General features: G+C 53.5%; 15 protein-coding genes. 3 read left to right on the top strand and 12 right to left on the bottom strand.

All coding sequences use genetic code 11. The features are described 5' to 3' along the window. Window positions 1-8: 8 nt before the first annotated feature. The 9 genes from kdsA to ACYCCG_RS16665 form a co-directional block, all read right to left on the bottom strand. Window positions 9-851 carry a 3-deoxy-8-phosphooctulonate synthase gene (gene kdsA / locus ACYCCG_RS16625; protein ID WP_070384202.1) on the bottom strand — a complete coding sequence of 281 codons (843 nt, stop codon included), beginning with the start codon at window positions 849-851 and terminating at the stop codon, window positions 9-11. Between the two features lie 15 nt (window positions 852-866). Continuing rightward, window positions 867-1,790 (bottom strand): FkbM family methyltransferase, encoded by a 924-nt coding sequence (locus ACYCCG_RS16630; RefSeq protein ID WP_459671192.1) that lies wholly within the window; start codon window positions 1,788-1,790, stop codon window positions 867-869. Then, entirely contained in the window at window positions 1,787-2,467 is a 681-nt protein-coding gene (locus ACYCCG_RS16635) for a 6-hydroxymethylpterin diphosphokinase MptE-like protein (RefSeq protein WP_070384200.1), read from the bottom strand. The genes ACYCCG_RS16630 and ACYCCG_RS16635 overlap by 4 nt, the downstream gene beginning before the upstream one ends. Continuing rightward, window positions 2,454-3,419: a hypothetical protein gene (locus ACYCCG_RS16640; RefSeq protein ID WP_392460472.1), complete on the bottom strand. Its 966-nt coding sequence runs from the start codon at window positions 3,417-3,419 to the stop codon at window positions 2,454-2,456. The genes ACYCCG_RS16635 and ACYCCG_RS16640 overlap by 14 nt, the downstream gene beginning before the upstream one ends. Beyond that, window positions 3,403-5,553 carry a glycosyltransferase gene (locus ACYCCG_RS16645; protein WP_459671194.1) on the bottom strand — a complete coding sequence of 717 codons (2,151 nt, stop codon included), beginning with the start codon at window positions 5,551-5,553 and terminating at the stop codon, window positions 3,403-3,405. The genes ACYCCG_RS16640 and ACYCCG_RS16645 overlap by 17 nt, the downstream gene beginning before the upstream one ends. 70 nt (window positions 5,554-5,623) lie before the next feature. Then, entirely contained in the window at window positions 5,624-6,712 is a 1,089-nt protein-coding gene (locus ACYCCG_RS16650; protein ID WP_392460470.1) for a polysaccharide biosynthesis/export family protein, read from the bottom strand. Continuing rightward, window positions 6,705-7,811, bottom strand: a complete 1,107-nt coding sequence (locus tag ACYCCG_RS16655) for an ABC transporter permease (RefSeq protein WP_392460469.1) — start codon at window positions 7,809-7,811, stop codon at window positions 6,705-6,707. Before ACYCCG_RS16655 ends, ACYCCG_RS16650 begins: the two co-directional genes overlap by 8 nt. Window positions 7,812-7,860: 49 nt before the next feature. Further along, the gene (locus ACYCCG_RS16660) at window positions 7,861-8,514 is read right to left on the bottom strand and encodes an ABC transporter ATP-binding protein (protein ID WP_392460468.1); all 654 of its coding nucleotides are present in this window, start codon (window positions 8,512-8,514) and stop codon (window positions 7,861-7,863) included. A gap of 13 nt (window positions 8,515-8,527) precedes the next feature. Then, window positions 8,528-9,319 (bottom strand): ABC transporter permease, encoded by a 792-nt coding sequence (locus ACYCCG_RS16665; protein ID WP_076403582.1) that lies wholly within the window; start codon window positions 9,317-9,319, stop codon window positions 8,528-8,530. A gap of 543 nt (window positions 9,320-9,862) precedes the next feature. On the opposite strand from ACYCCG_RS16665, the gene ACYCCG_RS16670 reads away from it, so the two are divergent. Beyond that, on the top strand, window positions 9,863-10,666 hold the full coding sequence (locus tag ACYCCG_RS16670) for a hypothetical protein (protein WP_339444528.1): 804 nt from the start codon (window positions 9,863-9,865) through the stop codon (window positions 10,664-10,666). A gap of 203 nt (window positions 10,667-10,869) precedes the next feature. On the opposite strand, the gene ACYCCG_RS16675 is transcribed toward ACYCCG_RS16670, so the two are convergent. Next, window positions 10,870-11,145, bottom strand: coding sequence for a DUF3077 domain-containing protein (locus ACYCCG_RS16675; RefSeq protein ID WP_176685649.1), 276 nt, complete (start codon window positions 11,143-11,145; stop codon window positions 10,870-10,872). A gap of 670 nt (window positions 11,146-11,815) precedes the next feature. After that, entirely contained in the window at window positions 11,816-12,958 is a 1,143-nt protein-coding gene (wecB, locus tag ACYCCG_RS16680; protein WP_459671200.1) for a non-hydrolyzing UDP-N-acetylglucosamine 2-epimerase, read from the bottom strand. A 428-nt stretch (window positions 12,959-13,386) separates the two neighbouring features. Between wecB and ACYCCG_RS16685 the strand changes: the two genes are divergently transcribed. Then, entirely contained in the window at window positions 13,387-13,722 is a 336-nt protein-coding gene (locus ACYCCG_RS16685) for a ComEA family DNA-binding protein (RefSeq protein ID WP_209964270.1), read from the top strand. A gap of 91 nt (window positions 13,723-13,813) precedes the next feature. Here ACYCCG_RS16685 and ACYCCG_RS16690 read toward each other — a convergent pair whose 3' ends face one another. Next, window positions 13,814-13,981, bottom strand: coding sequence for a DUF2897 family protein (locus ACYCCG_RS16690; RefSeq protein ID WP_209964273.1), 168 nt, complete (start codon window positions 13,979-13,981; stop codon window positions 13,814-13,816). Window positions 13,982-14,164: 183 nt separating this feature from the next. On the opposite strand from ACYCCG_RS16690, the gene pyrF reads away from it, so the two are divergent. Continuing rightward, a complete protein-coding gene (pyrF, locus tag ACYCCG_RS16695; RefSeq protein ID WP_010952851.1) occupies window positions 14,165-14,866 on the top strand; it encodes an orotidine-5'-phosphate decarboxylase in 702 nt (233 codons plus the stop codon). Window positions 14,867-15,194 lie beyond the last annotated feature (328 nt).

Raw genomic sequence — 15,194 nt, forward strand, 5'->3', positions numbered from 1 at the left:
AGATCTGCTTACGAGATTTGCAGCGGTGGGAATGATTTAACCAGATCATCAAGTGCTTTAATTTGCATCAGGAATGGTTCCAGCTTATCTAGCGGCAGGGCGCTTGGTCCGTCACATTTGGCTTGGTCTGGGTTGGGATGTGCCTCAAGGAAAAGTCCCGCAAGACCGACGCCCATACCCGCACGTGCAAGATCTACTACTTGGTCGCGGCGACCACCCGATGCGGCACCAGACGGGTCGCGGTTCTGGAGTGCATGGGTGACGTCAAAAATGATTGGCAGATTGTCACAGGTGCGCTTCATCACACCGAACCCGAGCATGTCGACTACCAAGTTGTCGTAGCCCATGCACGAGCCACGATCGCAAAGAATTAACTGATCGTTGCCCGCTTCTTTGAACTTATGCACGATGTTCTGCATCTGTGACGGGCTCAAGAACTGAGGCTTCTTGATGTTCACCGGCTTCCCTGTCTTGGCCAAAGCGAGGACCAAGTCGGTCTGACGAGCCAAGAACGCTGGGAGCTGAAGGATATCTACAACTTCAGCAACAGGGGCAGCTTGATAAATCTCGTGAACGTCAGTAATGATAGGTACGCCGAACTCAGATTTTACCTTCTCGAAAATTCGCAGGCCTTCTTCCATGCCTGGTCCGCGATAGGAGTGGATGGAGGACCGGTTGGCTTTGTCAAAACTGGCTTTGAAAACATATGGAATGCCAAGCTTTTCTGTGACACGTACATATTCAGCGCAAGCAGTCAGGGCGAGGTCTTCGGACTCCAATACATTGATGCCTCCGAAGAGGACAAATGGGCTATCGTTAGAGCATTTGATATGTTGGGAAATCTGGATCATGTTTAGGGTTGCCCGTTAATCTAGGTGTTCGAAGGTCAAAAATGGGAGTGCCTGCTCTAATTCCGATGCGCTCATAGTGCTCATCAGAATATTGAAGTCTGGTGGCTCGATCGACGCTGGAGGAGTCTGGGTTTCAGTCAGAATTAGAGATGATTCTGATATTCTATAGTATCTGTAGCCATATGGCTTCAGTGAGGCATGAATAGTTTCAGTTAGAGATGTGGGTAGTAGCTCGCATATGATATCAGGCTTGGATGCTTCGATAATGTTCTGCGCGCTGCTAAGGATGAGGTGCTCAGCACCCTCCGCATCAATTTTCAGGAGCTCGATTCTGGGGATGTTTTGATCCTGCACAAATTTATCAAGGCTGGTTGCCCGGACAATCCGGCTTTCCACTGGTGAGCGATCAGTTACTTCTGAAACTGTAGTCGAGCCAGAAACGAGAATGTCTTCACCAGAGTAAATAAATAGCTCTACTTCTGGACTGCCATCCGTGATTGCTATATTGAAGCACTTGAGGTTGGATGCCCCGTTGGCACGCTTATTCGCTAGCAAGCGAGAGTAAACCCTGTCTAAAGCCTCTATAGCAAAAACTTTAGACTTAGGGTTGCTTTTTGCTGCAGCTAGGGAGTAGACGCCAGTGTAGGAGCCAATGTCGATGACATGTGACGACGACTTGGCGAGCGTTGTCCAAAGTCTAAGGCTTGTGGACTCGTACGCATTTTTCCCATGCCAAAAATAAGTGCGAGCAACGAAGTCATCATTGTTGCTGAACATGGAGAATAAGATGTCATCAATCTCAATGTCGACGAATCCAAAGTATGAAGTTTTCTCCATTAAAGATTCAAGTTGAGCCTGGTCGATTTTTGTATTGGCTTTAAGTTGGTATAGCCTTCTTAGCGCCAGCGCAGCTTCGTTCTTATTCTCCATGAACTTCATGCAGCTACCACCCGTTTCCCGAACAGTGAAGAGAATTCCTCGTAATCTAGATAGGGGCGCAAGAAGGACGCTTTGCTGCAGTTGACTATGCGTTTCCCCTCTTTGTTCATGATGGTGTTGGCGTTTGCAATATTCCAGATCTGAATGCTGGTGAAGCTATCTTCCAGTTGCGGGTTGCTTTCTTTGTAAAAGCGGGGTGACTCAGCCGAATACTTGAGGTCGCAGCCGAGTAGATAAATATCTTTGATCCCGAGATAGTACGCGAACTGAATGGCAAGCATAGTCGTTGTGCAGCCAAAGAAATAGCCGGCGCGAATATCTCTCGAGAAACCATCTCTTTGGAGTGCTGGTACGTAGTAGCTCTTGTTCGGAAGTGCTCTGTCATCAACTTCACGAAGCTCTTCGCGAAGGATTCGAATCGTCTTGGGGTCGAGGTCGGTAGTGCCGAAATGGCTCTTCTCCGGGTGCGTTAAAAAACGCTTGTCCGAGAGCACGTAATAGTCAGTGGTGAAACCATGCTGCTCTTCCAGCATGGTGGAGGCATTCATGCCAATGGTCACTTCTCCTTTCAGAAGCGAAAGGTCTTCTGAAAGAATAGAGGGACCATTTGCCAAGATAAAGGCACGTTTGCCCTTCTCGCGATTCTTCAGGGACGAAATAGATTTAAAAATTTTCATAAGCGTTATCGAACACCCTAGCCATTTTTTCTGGGGTCAAGTAGGACTTGAAGTAGTCCAGGCTTGCTTCTTGAAGTTCAGCGGTCTTCTTCCAGTCATTCGCTAATTCATGAAGCGTCTCAGCGATCGACTCGCCTGTGGCGTAGAGGAATGGAGGCTTGTTGCCGTCGGCGAATGTCGAAAATACTGCCTTACAGAAGTAGTCCGCCCTGTTAATTGTGACGTTGCCAGCGGCTAGACCCTCAACCGATACCTGGTGGAATCCGCCAGTGGCAATCTCATCAATAGAAACGTGGCACGTCTTTCGTACAGCCATCAAAACTTTTGGAGAAACAGGTTTGTCAGGTACCACCGCTTCGATCTTGCCGAGGCTAACAAGCGAGTTCATCGCTGTTTCAAGCTCTGCCACATACTTGTTGTTCCAGCGGCCTGGCCTTAAGTGAGTTGGGCTGAAGATAACTCGAAGCTTCTCACCTTTTTGCCTGATGCTCGCCATCGGCGTGTCGTGAATAATGTTTGGGACAAAAATATGGTTGTTATGGATCCTAGGTTGGAATTGTCCCACTACAAAATTGGCCAGGAATGGTAGGTTGATATCATTCTGGCGTGGCACATAAAGCGGCCCTTCTCTCAGGGGAGAATGGACTTGGTAAAAGTATTTTGCCGCTTGGTTGGCGTGAATCAGACGCTCAGCCCAAGCGGGGGGGAGATCATTGTGAATTTGAATAATGTCCGCTTCGCGAATAGCCGCATCAATCAACGGCTTGGTGAACTCGGTTTCAACAATGTAATCTTCAATAAATTTTTGAAAGAGTGGGCCGTTGTTGGGGTAGTCGTTCAACGCGATGGCGATGGAGTCATGACCAATCAGACGCTGGGCGAGAGCGACCTTCGCGGGTGCAGCCACCAGCGGAGTCTGAGAGATATGAACTATCTTATACTTCTTGGACATCAATCATCACTCCATCTTTCAAGCAGGCTTTAATGAGGTTGAGAGGCGAACCACCTTGTTCTACGGCCTCACATTGTGAGCGATACCTCATATAAACCGATTCCAGTAATGCAAAGCCAACGGTCGACTTTGCAAGATCTTCATAAATCTCGATCATATTGGTTGATCCAGTATGATCAACTGGGCGAATTTTCATTACGCCCTGGTAATAGCGATGATCAAAATTGAAAAATTCAGATCTATCGAATTCCGCTTCTTCGCTCATAAGGACTGGGAGTAGCATGTCTTTCTTACGAGGGAAGCCTTCCTGCAGTGCTCGTCGAATAGCTACCGGGATGTCGTCAATCGACTCGATAGTGATTAAACGGCTCAGGTTAGTGGCCTCTTCCTCTGGGAAGAGAGTTATAACAACATCCACTGCCTCAGGATCAACTACCAAGTCTTCCTCAGTTTTGATGAGAATGACTCTCTGGTCGGTTCCTGAGTATCTCAGGGCGTAGCACAGGTTGGCGGGGGCGTTTAGCACAATCAAAAAATTGATTTCTGCCAGGTGGCCTTTGTTTTTTGCATCAATTCTGTTGATGATGGAAAGCGGTGACTGATCTTTTGAGATGTCAAAGGCACCCAGCTGCATCCTCTCCGTACTCACATACTTGAAATCATCATATGTGTTCAGCTTATCGAGAATGGATAGAACCAGCTCGGGGTGGACATCGCTTTGGTGAAGAAAAGCTGTCCCATATCCCTTGGGTTTGGCGGGGCGTACTTTGAACTCAATACGACCTTCATCGCTAATTGAAGTGATGTAATTTTCCAAAATTGCCTTTTTTTGCTTCGGTTGGGCGTTGTCCACTATGGCTTTCACTGTAGGGGATTTCACTATGACGGTAACGGGAGCCGCAGGTTTCTCTGCGATTATTGGGTGATCTTTGAACTCAATCTTTAGGGTCGCCAATCGCTTCAGTCGGCGCTCTTGAAGCTTTCTTCTAATGTATTTCGCCTCTGTTGAGTCGCGAAAAAAATCAATAGGATGCAGGAATAGCTTCTTTGTTTTTTTAACAAAGGGGGACTGTTTTTTCTTCATGATATTTTTTAGTTGGCTTTTGACCAGGGTTTTTAGATGTTTTTCAATGCGCTTTTCGGGCCTGGTGGTCAGAGAAACCTTCTTTCCCCCTTTGAGTGTCTCCGTGAGACCATTTCTGAACGCTAGGTTTATTTGAGCGGTAAGGCCAAAGTTCTCAATTGACTTCGGCAACTTGTAAGTTTTCGATATGCTTTCCGAAAACTTTTGAATGTCACCTGGCTTGACTGAGATAAGCTCTGCCAAGTTGGAAAAGTACTCGACCACCCCAAGGTGTTGCCAAAGTACTACGTGACACCCGCGTGTTAGCGCCTCGATCGCGACCATTGACGATGTTTCGAACAGGCTTGGAATGATTACAACGTTTGAGAGCGCGTAAATTTCATCCTTACCCATAGAGGTGCCATCTAAAAAAGCCATATTGCTGGCTGCTGGAGCCTCATTGATTGGCGGACATACGATGGCGAACTTTAGGTCGGGAAGATTGCTAGCAAGTTGCTCCAGAGTTGAAGTTCCTTTGAGCTTTTGATAGCGCCCAACGAACGTAACGTCATATTTCCTTTGTGCTAACTGTGGGTTTGCATTAGAGGCGGCTGGATTTGGGAAAACGTTTGGAGTCTTCTTGAATCCAAATAGCTCTTTGCTGGCAATAAATGAAGCCCAAGAGGGAGAGCTCAAGAAATTCGATCGTTCAATTTCGATTTTCTCGAAATGGACTTCCTCTTTGCTAAACGGTAAGCCTTGTACAACTGCGCCCAAACTTCTAGAGCAATGAAGTCTGATGTGTAGCGGAATATTATTAGCAACAAAGCGCGTGCTGCTAAGGGATTCAGGTGCCTCGACACACAAGATGTTTGGAATTCGCTCTACTTCATCGCGCACACGAAGGCGAAAAGCCTCGAGAGTCTCTTCCAATCCCTTTTTGATGACCTTCACTGTCAATCCAAGGATTGCTAGCTGCTCGGATGCATAGCGGGTGTATGTGGTGACGCCACTGTCTTTTCGGTTGAACGGGTCAACTAGTATGTAGATTCCATTCATCGTGGGGTCCATGCATCCCTTCCTGGAGCGGGTCAGCAAACTTAAAAACCGGCAGCTGGGCTGCCGGAAGTATCATAAATTATTACTGGTATGCACCAACGGTGCGGCCAAGAATCATCGTCTGAACTATAGGCGAAATAACTTTTTGCCACTCATAAACTGCAGCGTTTGTTACGTAGATCGTATCGTCCGGCTTGATCATAACCTGGCGGGCATAGAAAATGGCGGCCGGATCGCGCATGTTCAACCTCAAGACAGTTGGCTTGCTTACACCGCTTGCCATGCGGAAGACGAAAACGCCCTCAGGGTTTGCATTGGCTTCTCGTAGACCACCAACACTTCCCAGTGCATCAAGCAAGCTTGTATGTTGGCTGGGCAAATCCTTCAGTCCAGGTTCAGTGACAGCTCCCATGGCTACGAAACGCTGACGAGCTCTGTCGAGCACTACTTCAGAATTAGGTCGCAAAACCATGTTGTTGCCAGAGAGCACGTCTTCGTAGTTGAACTGCTGCACTTGGCTTCCGGTACGCACAGTGACGTTAACCAGGTGTGGTTCGATCACGGGGCCGCCAGCTTGGTTGATAGCATCTAGCAAAGTCAACGGACCCTGCAGGGTGCTGAAACGTCCTGGGCTTTTTACTGCGCCTGCCACCAATACAGAGCCAGATAGGTCACCAACAAGTTCTACATGTGTCTGGACATCTGTAGTTATGCCTTTCAGTTGGCGGCGAATCATGTCCTCAACTTGGTTAAGCGTCATCCCTCCGACGAACTGCCGGCCTACATATGGCAAGGAGAGCATACCTTGAGTGTCAATCCGCGATTTCAACTGGGTTCCACCGCTCGCGAGAGGAGCAAACAGGGCGGATCCCTCCGGAGCCGTATCGGCAATCAATACGTTCAGAGTGTCTCCGGGCATTAGGCGTACCTCTGGTGAAACAGGTTTGCTCACTGTTGCCAGAGGAGGAGGCTCAACACCGCGCATATAAGGGGCAATCGTATTTGCATTAATGTCGACGAGATTGTACGCCTCATTCTTGCTTTCGATTTCACCTTTGTATGGGCCGGCCCCTGATATGGTACCGCCGCAACCGGCAAGACCAACGGTCGCCAAGGCCAGTGCCGCCAGTTTCAGGTTAAATATCTTGGACACAGGCTGAAATTTAATCACGATGATCCTCGATTGAAGCCAGGATGAAGCGGGTAATACCGTATAGCATCAATAGTCCGAGCAATATGGTTGCCAAGTTGTACAAGCGCTCGGGATACAGTGCCAGTTGAGGGGTGTTTGGGCTCACCACAGTGACGAGTGTCCGTATTTTTTTACTTGCTTCGATCCGGGCGTTGTCCAGCGCAGCTACTGCACTTTTGTATGTCTCTTCTGCAATCCCGGCGTCTAGCGTCAGTTGTTGAAAGCGAGATGCAACTACGTTCAACTGCGAGCCTTTCGGGGAAGAGACAAGCAGGCGCTTCTCTTTAGCTAGCTGCTGGGTAATCGCTTCTACTTTTTGCTTCTGCTGCCGCACCTGAGGAGCGTCACCACGAAGCTTGAAGGTCATTTCTGTGAGCACTGCTTGCTCTTTCGTGTACTGGCTCTCCAACTCAGCGATAATGGTTGCACGATTTTGGGCAGTGTTGCCTCCGTCGAGAACCTTGTTATCATTCTGGAAGTTAAGGAGTTGGGTTTTTCGTTTCGTGTAATTTAATCGAGCAGTTTCCAACTCGCCTTGTGCGAACTTCATTTGTTCGCGAGCAATGTTGTGGCTTACTTCGTTTACAAAGTGTTCGCTTGCCTGGAGAATAGTGCGCAACATTTTCTCCGAGAGCTCTGGGGTGAAGGCCTGAACTTCAACCCGGAGCAATCCAGTGGTTTCGTCATAGTGCGCAGATACTAAGCGTTGGTAGTACTTTAGCAGATCCTCGCGAGGAGCATCGTTGTCAAGCCAGAAAAATATATCGCTCTTCTGAGTTGCGTAGGCTTCAATCCATTGAACTTCTTGCTCTAGGAGTAACATCATGTCCATAGAGGTGATGTACTCGCGCAAATATAGAGTTTCTTCTCGCGAGGCGGGATTAGTGCCGGTAAGCAGGGTGGCTAAGCCAGGAACCTGAGCACCTTGGTTGTTGCCATCCTGGCGCACTACCACTTGGGCGGTGCTCACGTAGCGGTCTACAGCGAAAACGCTGTAATAAACGGCCGCTAGGACCATGGGCAGGACTACCATGGCGATCGCCAGTCCCCAGCCTTTCTTGTTGCCCGAACTGCTCATAGTTGGATGCATCCTTGATATGTAGCGGTGTTGCAAAGTTAAGGGTTGGTCAGCTGTTATAGGCTTGGATGCCTTCATCAATATCGTCGTAAACGTGGATTCCTCCGCCGCGAACCAATAGCACGATATCGCATAGTTTCTTGATTTCCGGCATAGAGTGCGAGACTAGGACGACGTTAGATTTTTTTAATCTATCTTCGAAAACTTCAGCGCATTTTCGTTTGAACTGTGCGTCACCAACCGACATAACTTCGTCGATCAAATAATAGTCAAAGTCGAAGGCCATGCTGAGCCCGAATGCCACTCTGGAGCGCATGCCGGATGAATACGTTTTGATTGGCTCGTCGATCCAGTCGCCGATCTCTGCGAATTCTTGTACAAAGCGGATTTTTTCACGCATTGACTCGCCCTCGGCGCCATAAATTCGACACACAAACTTTATATTGTCGCGACCGGTCATGCTGCCTTGAAATCCACCAGTCAGGCCGACTGGCCAAGAAATACTTCTGTCGGTCACAATACTTCCAGAGTCTGGTACATCAGCCCCGCCGAGCAGGCGCATTAATGTTGACTTGCCTGCCCCATTTCGGCCGATCAGGCCAATGTTTTTTCCTGGTGGAATGGCCAGCGAAAGATTACGAAATACGTATCTGCGCCCATTGGGTGTCAGGTAAGACTTGGTTACGTTTCTAAGCTCGAACACGTTTGACCCGTACTCAACCGTTCTTGGTGGAAATGAGGTGCATCCTGCGAGCGCGATAGGCGCCGAGCGACAGGAACATTAGTACTACAGTGACTGTGACAACATAAGCTTCGGAAACGCCGTCAACCGGGACGTAATTCGGCAGAACCTCGGCGCGAATAAGCTCCAGCAGGTGCAGAAAAGGGTTTAGTAAAAGTGCTGGCATCATCGCTGGTGGTAGGTAGGCCGGTGGAATTAACACGCCTGAGATGAAGTACAGCGGGAAAAATGCCATTCTGATAATAATTTTAATGCTTGGTAGTGCATGTGTGATCATCGCGAAAAACATGCCCAAGCCAAACGCGAAGAAGAGACCTAGGGCGAGTGTCGTTATCCACTCTAGAGGGCTGTGTACGGACATGTTAAAGCCGAACCATGCAAAGCCAAAAACCAGAATGGCGTAGACAGTTGCACTAATGCATGTTTCAACAATCACTCGCGCTACGTATGTGTCAAGCGGTTTGATTTGTTTGTATCCAAAGAGCGAACGATTTTCGCGCAGACTATCCATCAAGCGCAATGCTGTATTTCGGTAAAGCAAAAACGGAGCCATACCAACTAAAACGAATACAGGATACTCGACGTCCGCAACCGTGCGGGCGCGGAGCATTGCAAACAGGATGGAGAAGATAAGCAGGTGGCATACTGGTTCGAGCAGCAGCCATAAGGCTCCCAGGCGACTATCACCAACACGAGACCGTGCCTCGCGAAGCACGAGAGCGAAGATGACCGATTTCTGAATCTGCAGAGACGAACGAGCTTTCAAGATGGCGACCGCAAAGCAATGCAGCGCGCCTAGGCACGCCGGAATTCATCTTCAGGAAAGGCTCGCCCTGAGGCGATTTCAGACGGATCTTCCGGACACTTCCCTGTTCTAAGGGGCGGAAGAGTAAGCGCGAGAGGGCGTAAGCGTCAAGCAAGACGCTGCAAATGCAACCGAAAGTTCTAATCCTTTAGCCGCATTCGAGACAAATGGCTTAGAGTGATGGTGGCACATTGATATCGTCTTTGGAAGGGGGCCAGCAGATTTTTGTTACCGATATTGCTCACAGCTTACGCTGGATGGACAGTTTTAGAAGTGAATGGGTTCACACTATGCAGTGCAAAGCATGGTCGTGCGATGGTCAGTCGCTGACTGTAAAATTTTTGACTGAAATGCGCGCCCGACCGGCGGATTTTGCAGCGATGGTTGAGGGGCGGGGTGCCCTTCGGGAGTCGAAGGTAGCTTCAGAACGCATAATGCCAAGCGCAAGCAGAGCTGCGACACTGGCCGCGAACCCTATGTGTTAGCAGCAAAATCCGCAAAATTATGGCACTCTGCCAGGCCTCGCTAGCCTTCTGGCTTGACTTATACCCGTACCGTGGCATCTGCCCGGCACGCCTGCCTGACCGTGAAACGATGAACATCCCTAACTTCAAGAAGTTGTTTATGCCTGATATTTCAGCAGACGCAGCCAGCCTTATCCATGCCATAGCCTCTGCCACTGCGGTAATCGCTGCGCTGATCGCCGCCAGTGCGATGATCATTGCCCATATGACCTCGGATGTAAAAAACCAGCATGCCGACGTGCCCGTTTCGCGGGGGGCGCAAGGGGTTACTGTCGTCCACGAGTCGGACGTGCAGGCCAGGCTGGAGATCGAGCAACTCATTGAGCAGAACGACGCGCTCAGGGCCGAACTGGAGCGCGAGAGGGCCGAGCGGTTGAAGCTGGAAGCCAGCCTCAAGCCCAGAACGCTGACGCCGCAGGCGCATGACGCATTCAAGGCATTGGCGGGCGAGCTGAAGGCTAAGACGCTGGCACCGGTGGTGCTGCTGAATATTCACAAAGACGACAAGGAGGCTGTGCGCTTTGCCAAGGAAATTGCCGTTGCGCTGACCAAGGCGGGTGTGCAGGTTCAGATCAAGCAGTTGCCCCTGCAGAAGCACAATACCGGTACCCAGGTGGTCGTTTATGGCGGGGTCGGCAGTGACGAGCTTGAGCAGGCGTTCAAGGCCGCTGATTTTGCTTCGGATATCAAACGCTCGGGGCAGAGCCCGCGGGTGAAGGTGGATGATGGGGATGCGATTGCCATTTCGGCGTTTATCAGTGTTTATCCGCGCACGTTGATTTGAGGGGCGGGGCTGGAAGGGGGCTCTGATTCTTTGCGGGATTGTTGGGGATGGCACCGGCTGTGCCGGTGTTCGCGGGCACGCCCGCTCCCACAGTGTGGGTTTGTTCAGCTCAGTGGCCTGCCCTCGGCAGGTCTTGCCTGATATTGCCCATTCCATCTGACTGCAAGCGAGGCATAGCCTCGCCTGGTCTCGCGTCATACCCTTCAGGGATGCCTGTTCTTCGCAATCTCGATGTCGTTCATCAGGGCTTTTGCGGTGGCCAGCAGGTAATCCGCTGCGCCCAGCATCTTGTGGTCGTCTTCCATATCGCCTTCGCGTACCAAGTGCTTGCAATAGCCCAGCAGGACCGAGACGTGTTCATAGGCGTCATCGATGGGGACGCCGGGTTGGACGCGGAGCAGGTTCAGGGTGGGGTTGCCGGCTTCGAGGAAGGTTTCGATGCCTGCGGTGAGGAGGGGGGATTGGTTGTGGTTTTTCATGGTGAGACTCCAGTGCGTTGACAGAACCCACCACCTCGATCTTTCTCACGGACAAAGGTGGCAGCCATTGCGCGGGGTGAGAAACCGATGCACTGAAACCGGCCAAGCCGAAGCTTGCCCGCGAATGGCTGCCATTGAACAGTAGAGCAGCAGTGCGCAACGGGTTCTCACACCCGGTCACCAACATGGCGACCCGGTGACGTTATCCCTGAGGCATTTCCCCGACAATTCAGCTGCTTCTGACTGGTGCGTAGGATAGTTCGCTTGGTTGTCCGAGCTGAAGGGGTGGGGCAGGGTTTCAGGAAAGTCTGACGTGCGGAATGTGCATCCCAAGGCAAATCTCTTCGCCGTGATTGTTGACCGTTGTTGGGGTGGGTTTACACGCGGAAGGGGGGCTGCTGGCCAGTTTTTACTGGGTGTTCAGCGGTGCTGCGGCTACCGTATTCGCGGGTGAACCCGCTCCTACGCCGGGCGGGGATGGGTTCAGGTCGGGGTGGGGCTGCTGGCCAGTTTTTACTGGGTATTCAGCGGGGCTGCGGCTACCGTATTCGCGGGTGAACCCGCTCCTACGCCGAGCGGGGGTGGGTTCAGGTCGGGGTGGGGCTGCTGGCCAGTTTTTACTGGGGGGGCAGCGGGGCTGCGGCTATCGTATTCGCGGGTGAACCCGCTCCTACATTGAGCGGTGGGGGCTGTTCCAGGTGGCCAGGGCTTCGCGTATGCGCGCGCAGGCTTTGCCATCGCCATAAGGGTTATGGGCGAAGCTCATTTCGCGATACGCCGCCTCATCGGTCAGCAAGGTACGCAAAGCCCGCACAATCGATGCCACTTCGGTGCCCACCAGCTTCACCGTACCTGCCGCTACGGCTTCTGGCCGCTCGGTTGTGTCGCGCATCACCAGCACTGGTTTGCCCAAGGCCGGTGCTTCCTCCTGAATGCCACCCGAGTCGGTCAGAATCACGTGGGCGCGGGTCATCAGGTACACGAACGGCAGGTAATCCAGCGGTTCGACAAGGTGGATGTTGCTCACATCCGCCAACAGCCGGTTGACCGGCTCGCGCACGTTGGGGTTGAGGTGCACCGGGTATACCACGTCCAACTCGGGGAATTGCCGCGCAGTCTGCACCAGGGCCTGGCAGATGCGCTCGAAGCCGCCACCAAAGTTTTCGCGCCGGTGGCCGGTGACCAGCAACAGCCGGCGTTCGGCTGCCAGGTAGCTGAACTGGCTGGCGAAACGGGCCTTGAGCGCGGGGTTTTGCAGCTTTTGCTCCACCTCCAGCAAGGCGTCGATCACGGTATTGCCGGTGGTGAAAATGTGCGCCGGATCGGTGCCTTCGCGCAACAGGTTGTCGCGCGAGGTGGGGGTGGGCGCAAAGTGCAGCGCGGCAAGGGCCCCGGTCAGGCGCCGGTTGCCTTCTTCGGGCCAGGGTGAATACAGGTTGTTGGTGCGCAGGCCGGCCTCTACATGGGCAATGGGGATTTGCTGGTAGTAAGCCGCCAGGCTGGTGGCAAAGGTGGTGGCGGTGTCGCCATGCACCAGCACCACGTCGGGCTTGAACGCGGCCAGCACCGGTCGGATGCCTTGCAAGATGGCGGTGGTCACACCGGTCAGGTCCTGGCCGGCTTTCATGATGTTCAAGTCGTAATCGGGGCTGATGCCGAACAGCTCCAGCACCTGGTCGAGCATTTGCCGGTGCTGGCCGGTGACGCACACGCGGGCTTCGAAGCGGCTGTCCTGCGCCAGTTGCAGGGCTAGCGGGGCCATCTTGATGGCTTCTGGGCGGGTACCGAAAACAGTCAGGGTCTTGAGGGGCACGGCAGTGATCCTCTTTCTCGGGTCCTTGAAGCAGGCCGGTTTCCATTGCTCAAGAAATCTAGCAGGCGGGCAATGGCGTGCCAGTTTGCCGGGGGGGGCTTACCGACTGGGGGAGGGCGGTTTACCGGGCGAGCCTTGTTCGGCGGGCGTTGTAGGACAATGGCCTGGCATGGGTGGGCAGCGGCTATCGGACAAACGGGGATTCGGCTACAGGCACAGGACCAGGGCCTTGTGCATTCAGGGCCGGGCCGAGCGGGGCGTAAACGGCCACGGTTGCTGGGTGGGCGAGGTTGAGCGTTTTGCTGACCGATTCGGTAACCATTCGCCGGGGGGGTTGGGTATTGTGCGGCCGGGTTACCCGCTAGGGTTGGTTGCGCAGCCGAAGGAAAGCGGTTGCTGGAAAATGACCAACCCAAGGAGTGTTGACCATGCGCAATAACGTTCTGTCGTACCTGCTGCTGCCGCTGTTCGCCAGTATGTCGTTCTCCCTGAGCGCCGCCCCGGCCAGCACCATGGCAGTGGCCGAACCGGTGCCGGTGGTGGCCCAGGCTCAGGCACAGCAGGCGCCGAGGCTGGACTTGAATACGGCGGATGCACTCACCCTGCAAAAGGAGCTGAATGGCATTGGCAAGGCCAAGGCGGAGGCTATCGTGGCCTACCGCGAGGCCAATGGGCCGTTTGCTTCGGTGGATGAGCTGCTGGAGATAAAGGGGATAGGCAACGCGTTGCTGGAGCGCAACCGGGACAAGGTGATGGTGGAGTAAGCGGGCAGGGGCCGGGGTGATGCCCTGGCCCGGCCTTTATGTGCCGGGAATGGGGGCTTCCACAGGCGCAGCGCCTGAAGGGCTGGGTGTTTTAACGGTCTTCTGCGTCCTTGGCATCCGCTTCGGCATTGCGCTCATGTACCTTGCGCAGTTGCTCTTCGGTCAGCGGCAGTTTCTTGGCCGTGTCGCGCAGCAGCATCAACCCGCCGACAATCGAGCCGAGGGCTATGATGAGTATCAGCCAGGCATACCAGGGCATTGTCGTTCTCCTTAGATCGGGCCGTGGGCAACGGTTACATGAATTTTGAGCAATTGCCCGTTCCGTTGGTTCAATTATAGGTGCCAGGCCGTGCTGGGCCAATTCCGTGACCTGCGGGCCCCCAAGCCTGCGTCACTTCGTTTACAATGCGCGCCGATTTCGACTTGCCAAGAGACCCTGCCCATGTCCGCCTGCCAGACGCCCCTGATCGTCGCCCTGGATTTCCCTACCCGTGAGGCCGCCCTGAAGCTGGCTGACCAGCTTGACCCTGCGCTGTGCCGGGTGAAGGTTGGCAAGGAGCTGTTCACCAGCAGCGCTTCGGGCATTGTCGAAACCCTGTGTGACAAGGGCTTTGAAGTGTTCCTGGACCTCAAGTTCCACGACATTCCCAACACTACCGCCATGGCGGTAAAGGCCGCCGCCGAGATGGGCGTGTGGATGGTCAACGTGCATTGCTCCGGTGGCCTGCGCATGATGGCCGCCTGCCGTGAAGAACTGGCCAAGCGCAGCGGCCCGCAGCCGTTGCTGATTGGCGTGACCGTGCTGACCAGTATGGAGCGTGAAGACCTGGCCGGCATTGGCCTGGATGTCGACCCCCAAGAGCAGGTGCTGCGTTTGGCGGCACTGGCGGAAAAAGCGGGGATGGACGGTTTGGTGTGCTCGGCGCTCGAGGCCCCGGCACTGAAGGCGGCGCACCCGTCGCTGCAATTGGTGACCCCGGGCATTCGCCCAGCGGGCAGCGCGCAGGATGACCAGCGCCGTATCCTCACCCCGCGTCAGGCACTGGATGCCGGTTCGGATTACCTGGTGATCGGCCGGCCGATCAGCCAGGCCGCAGACCCTGCGCAAGCGTTGGCAGCGGTGGTGGCGGAGATCCGCGGGTAATTAACCTGCGGTTGTCCAGCAGGGGCCTGCGCCGAACCACCGATGTGGGCCCACCACCGATGCCTGTGTCGAACCCCTGATGTGCCTGCACCCCCGATGCGTGTGTAGGAGCGGGTTTACCCGCGAATACGGTAGCGGCGGCAACGGTGAACGGCTGGTGGAAATTGGCCGGCAGGCCCGGCCCTTTCGCGGGTGAACCCGCTCCTACGACGGGCTGTGCCGAGCCATCGATGTGTGTTACCGCGAATACGGGGACGGGGGCAACGGTGGGCGGCTGGTGGAAATTGGCCGGCAGGCCTGGCCCTTTCGGGCCACCGATGCCTGTGTC

The sequence above is a fragment of the Pseudomonas sp. VEM90 genome, from assembly GCF_054611535.1.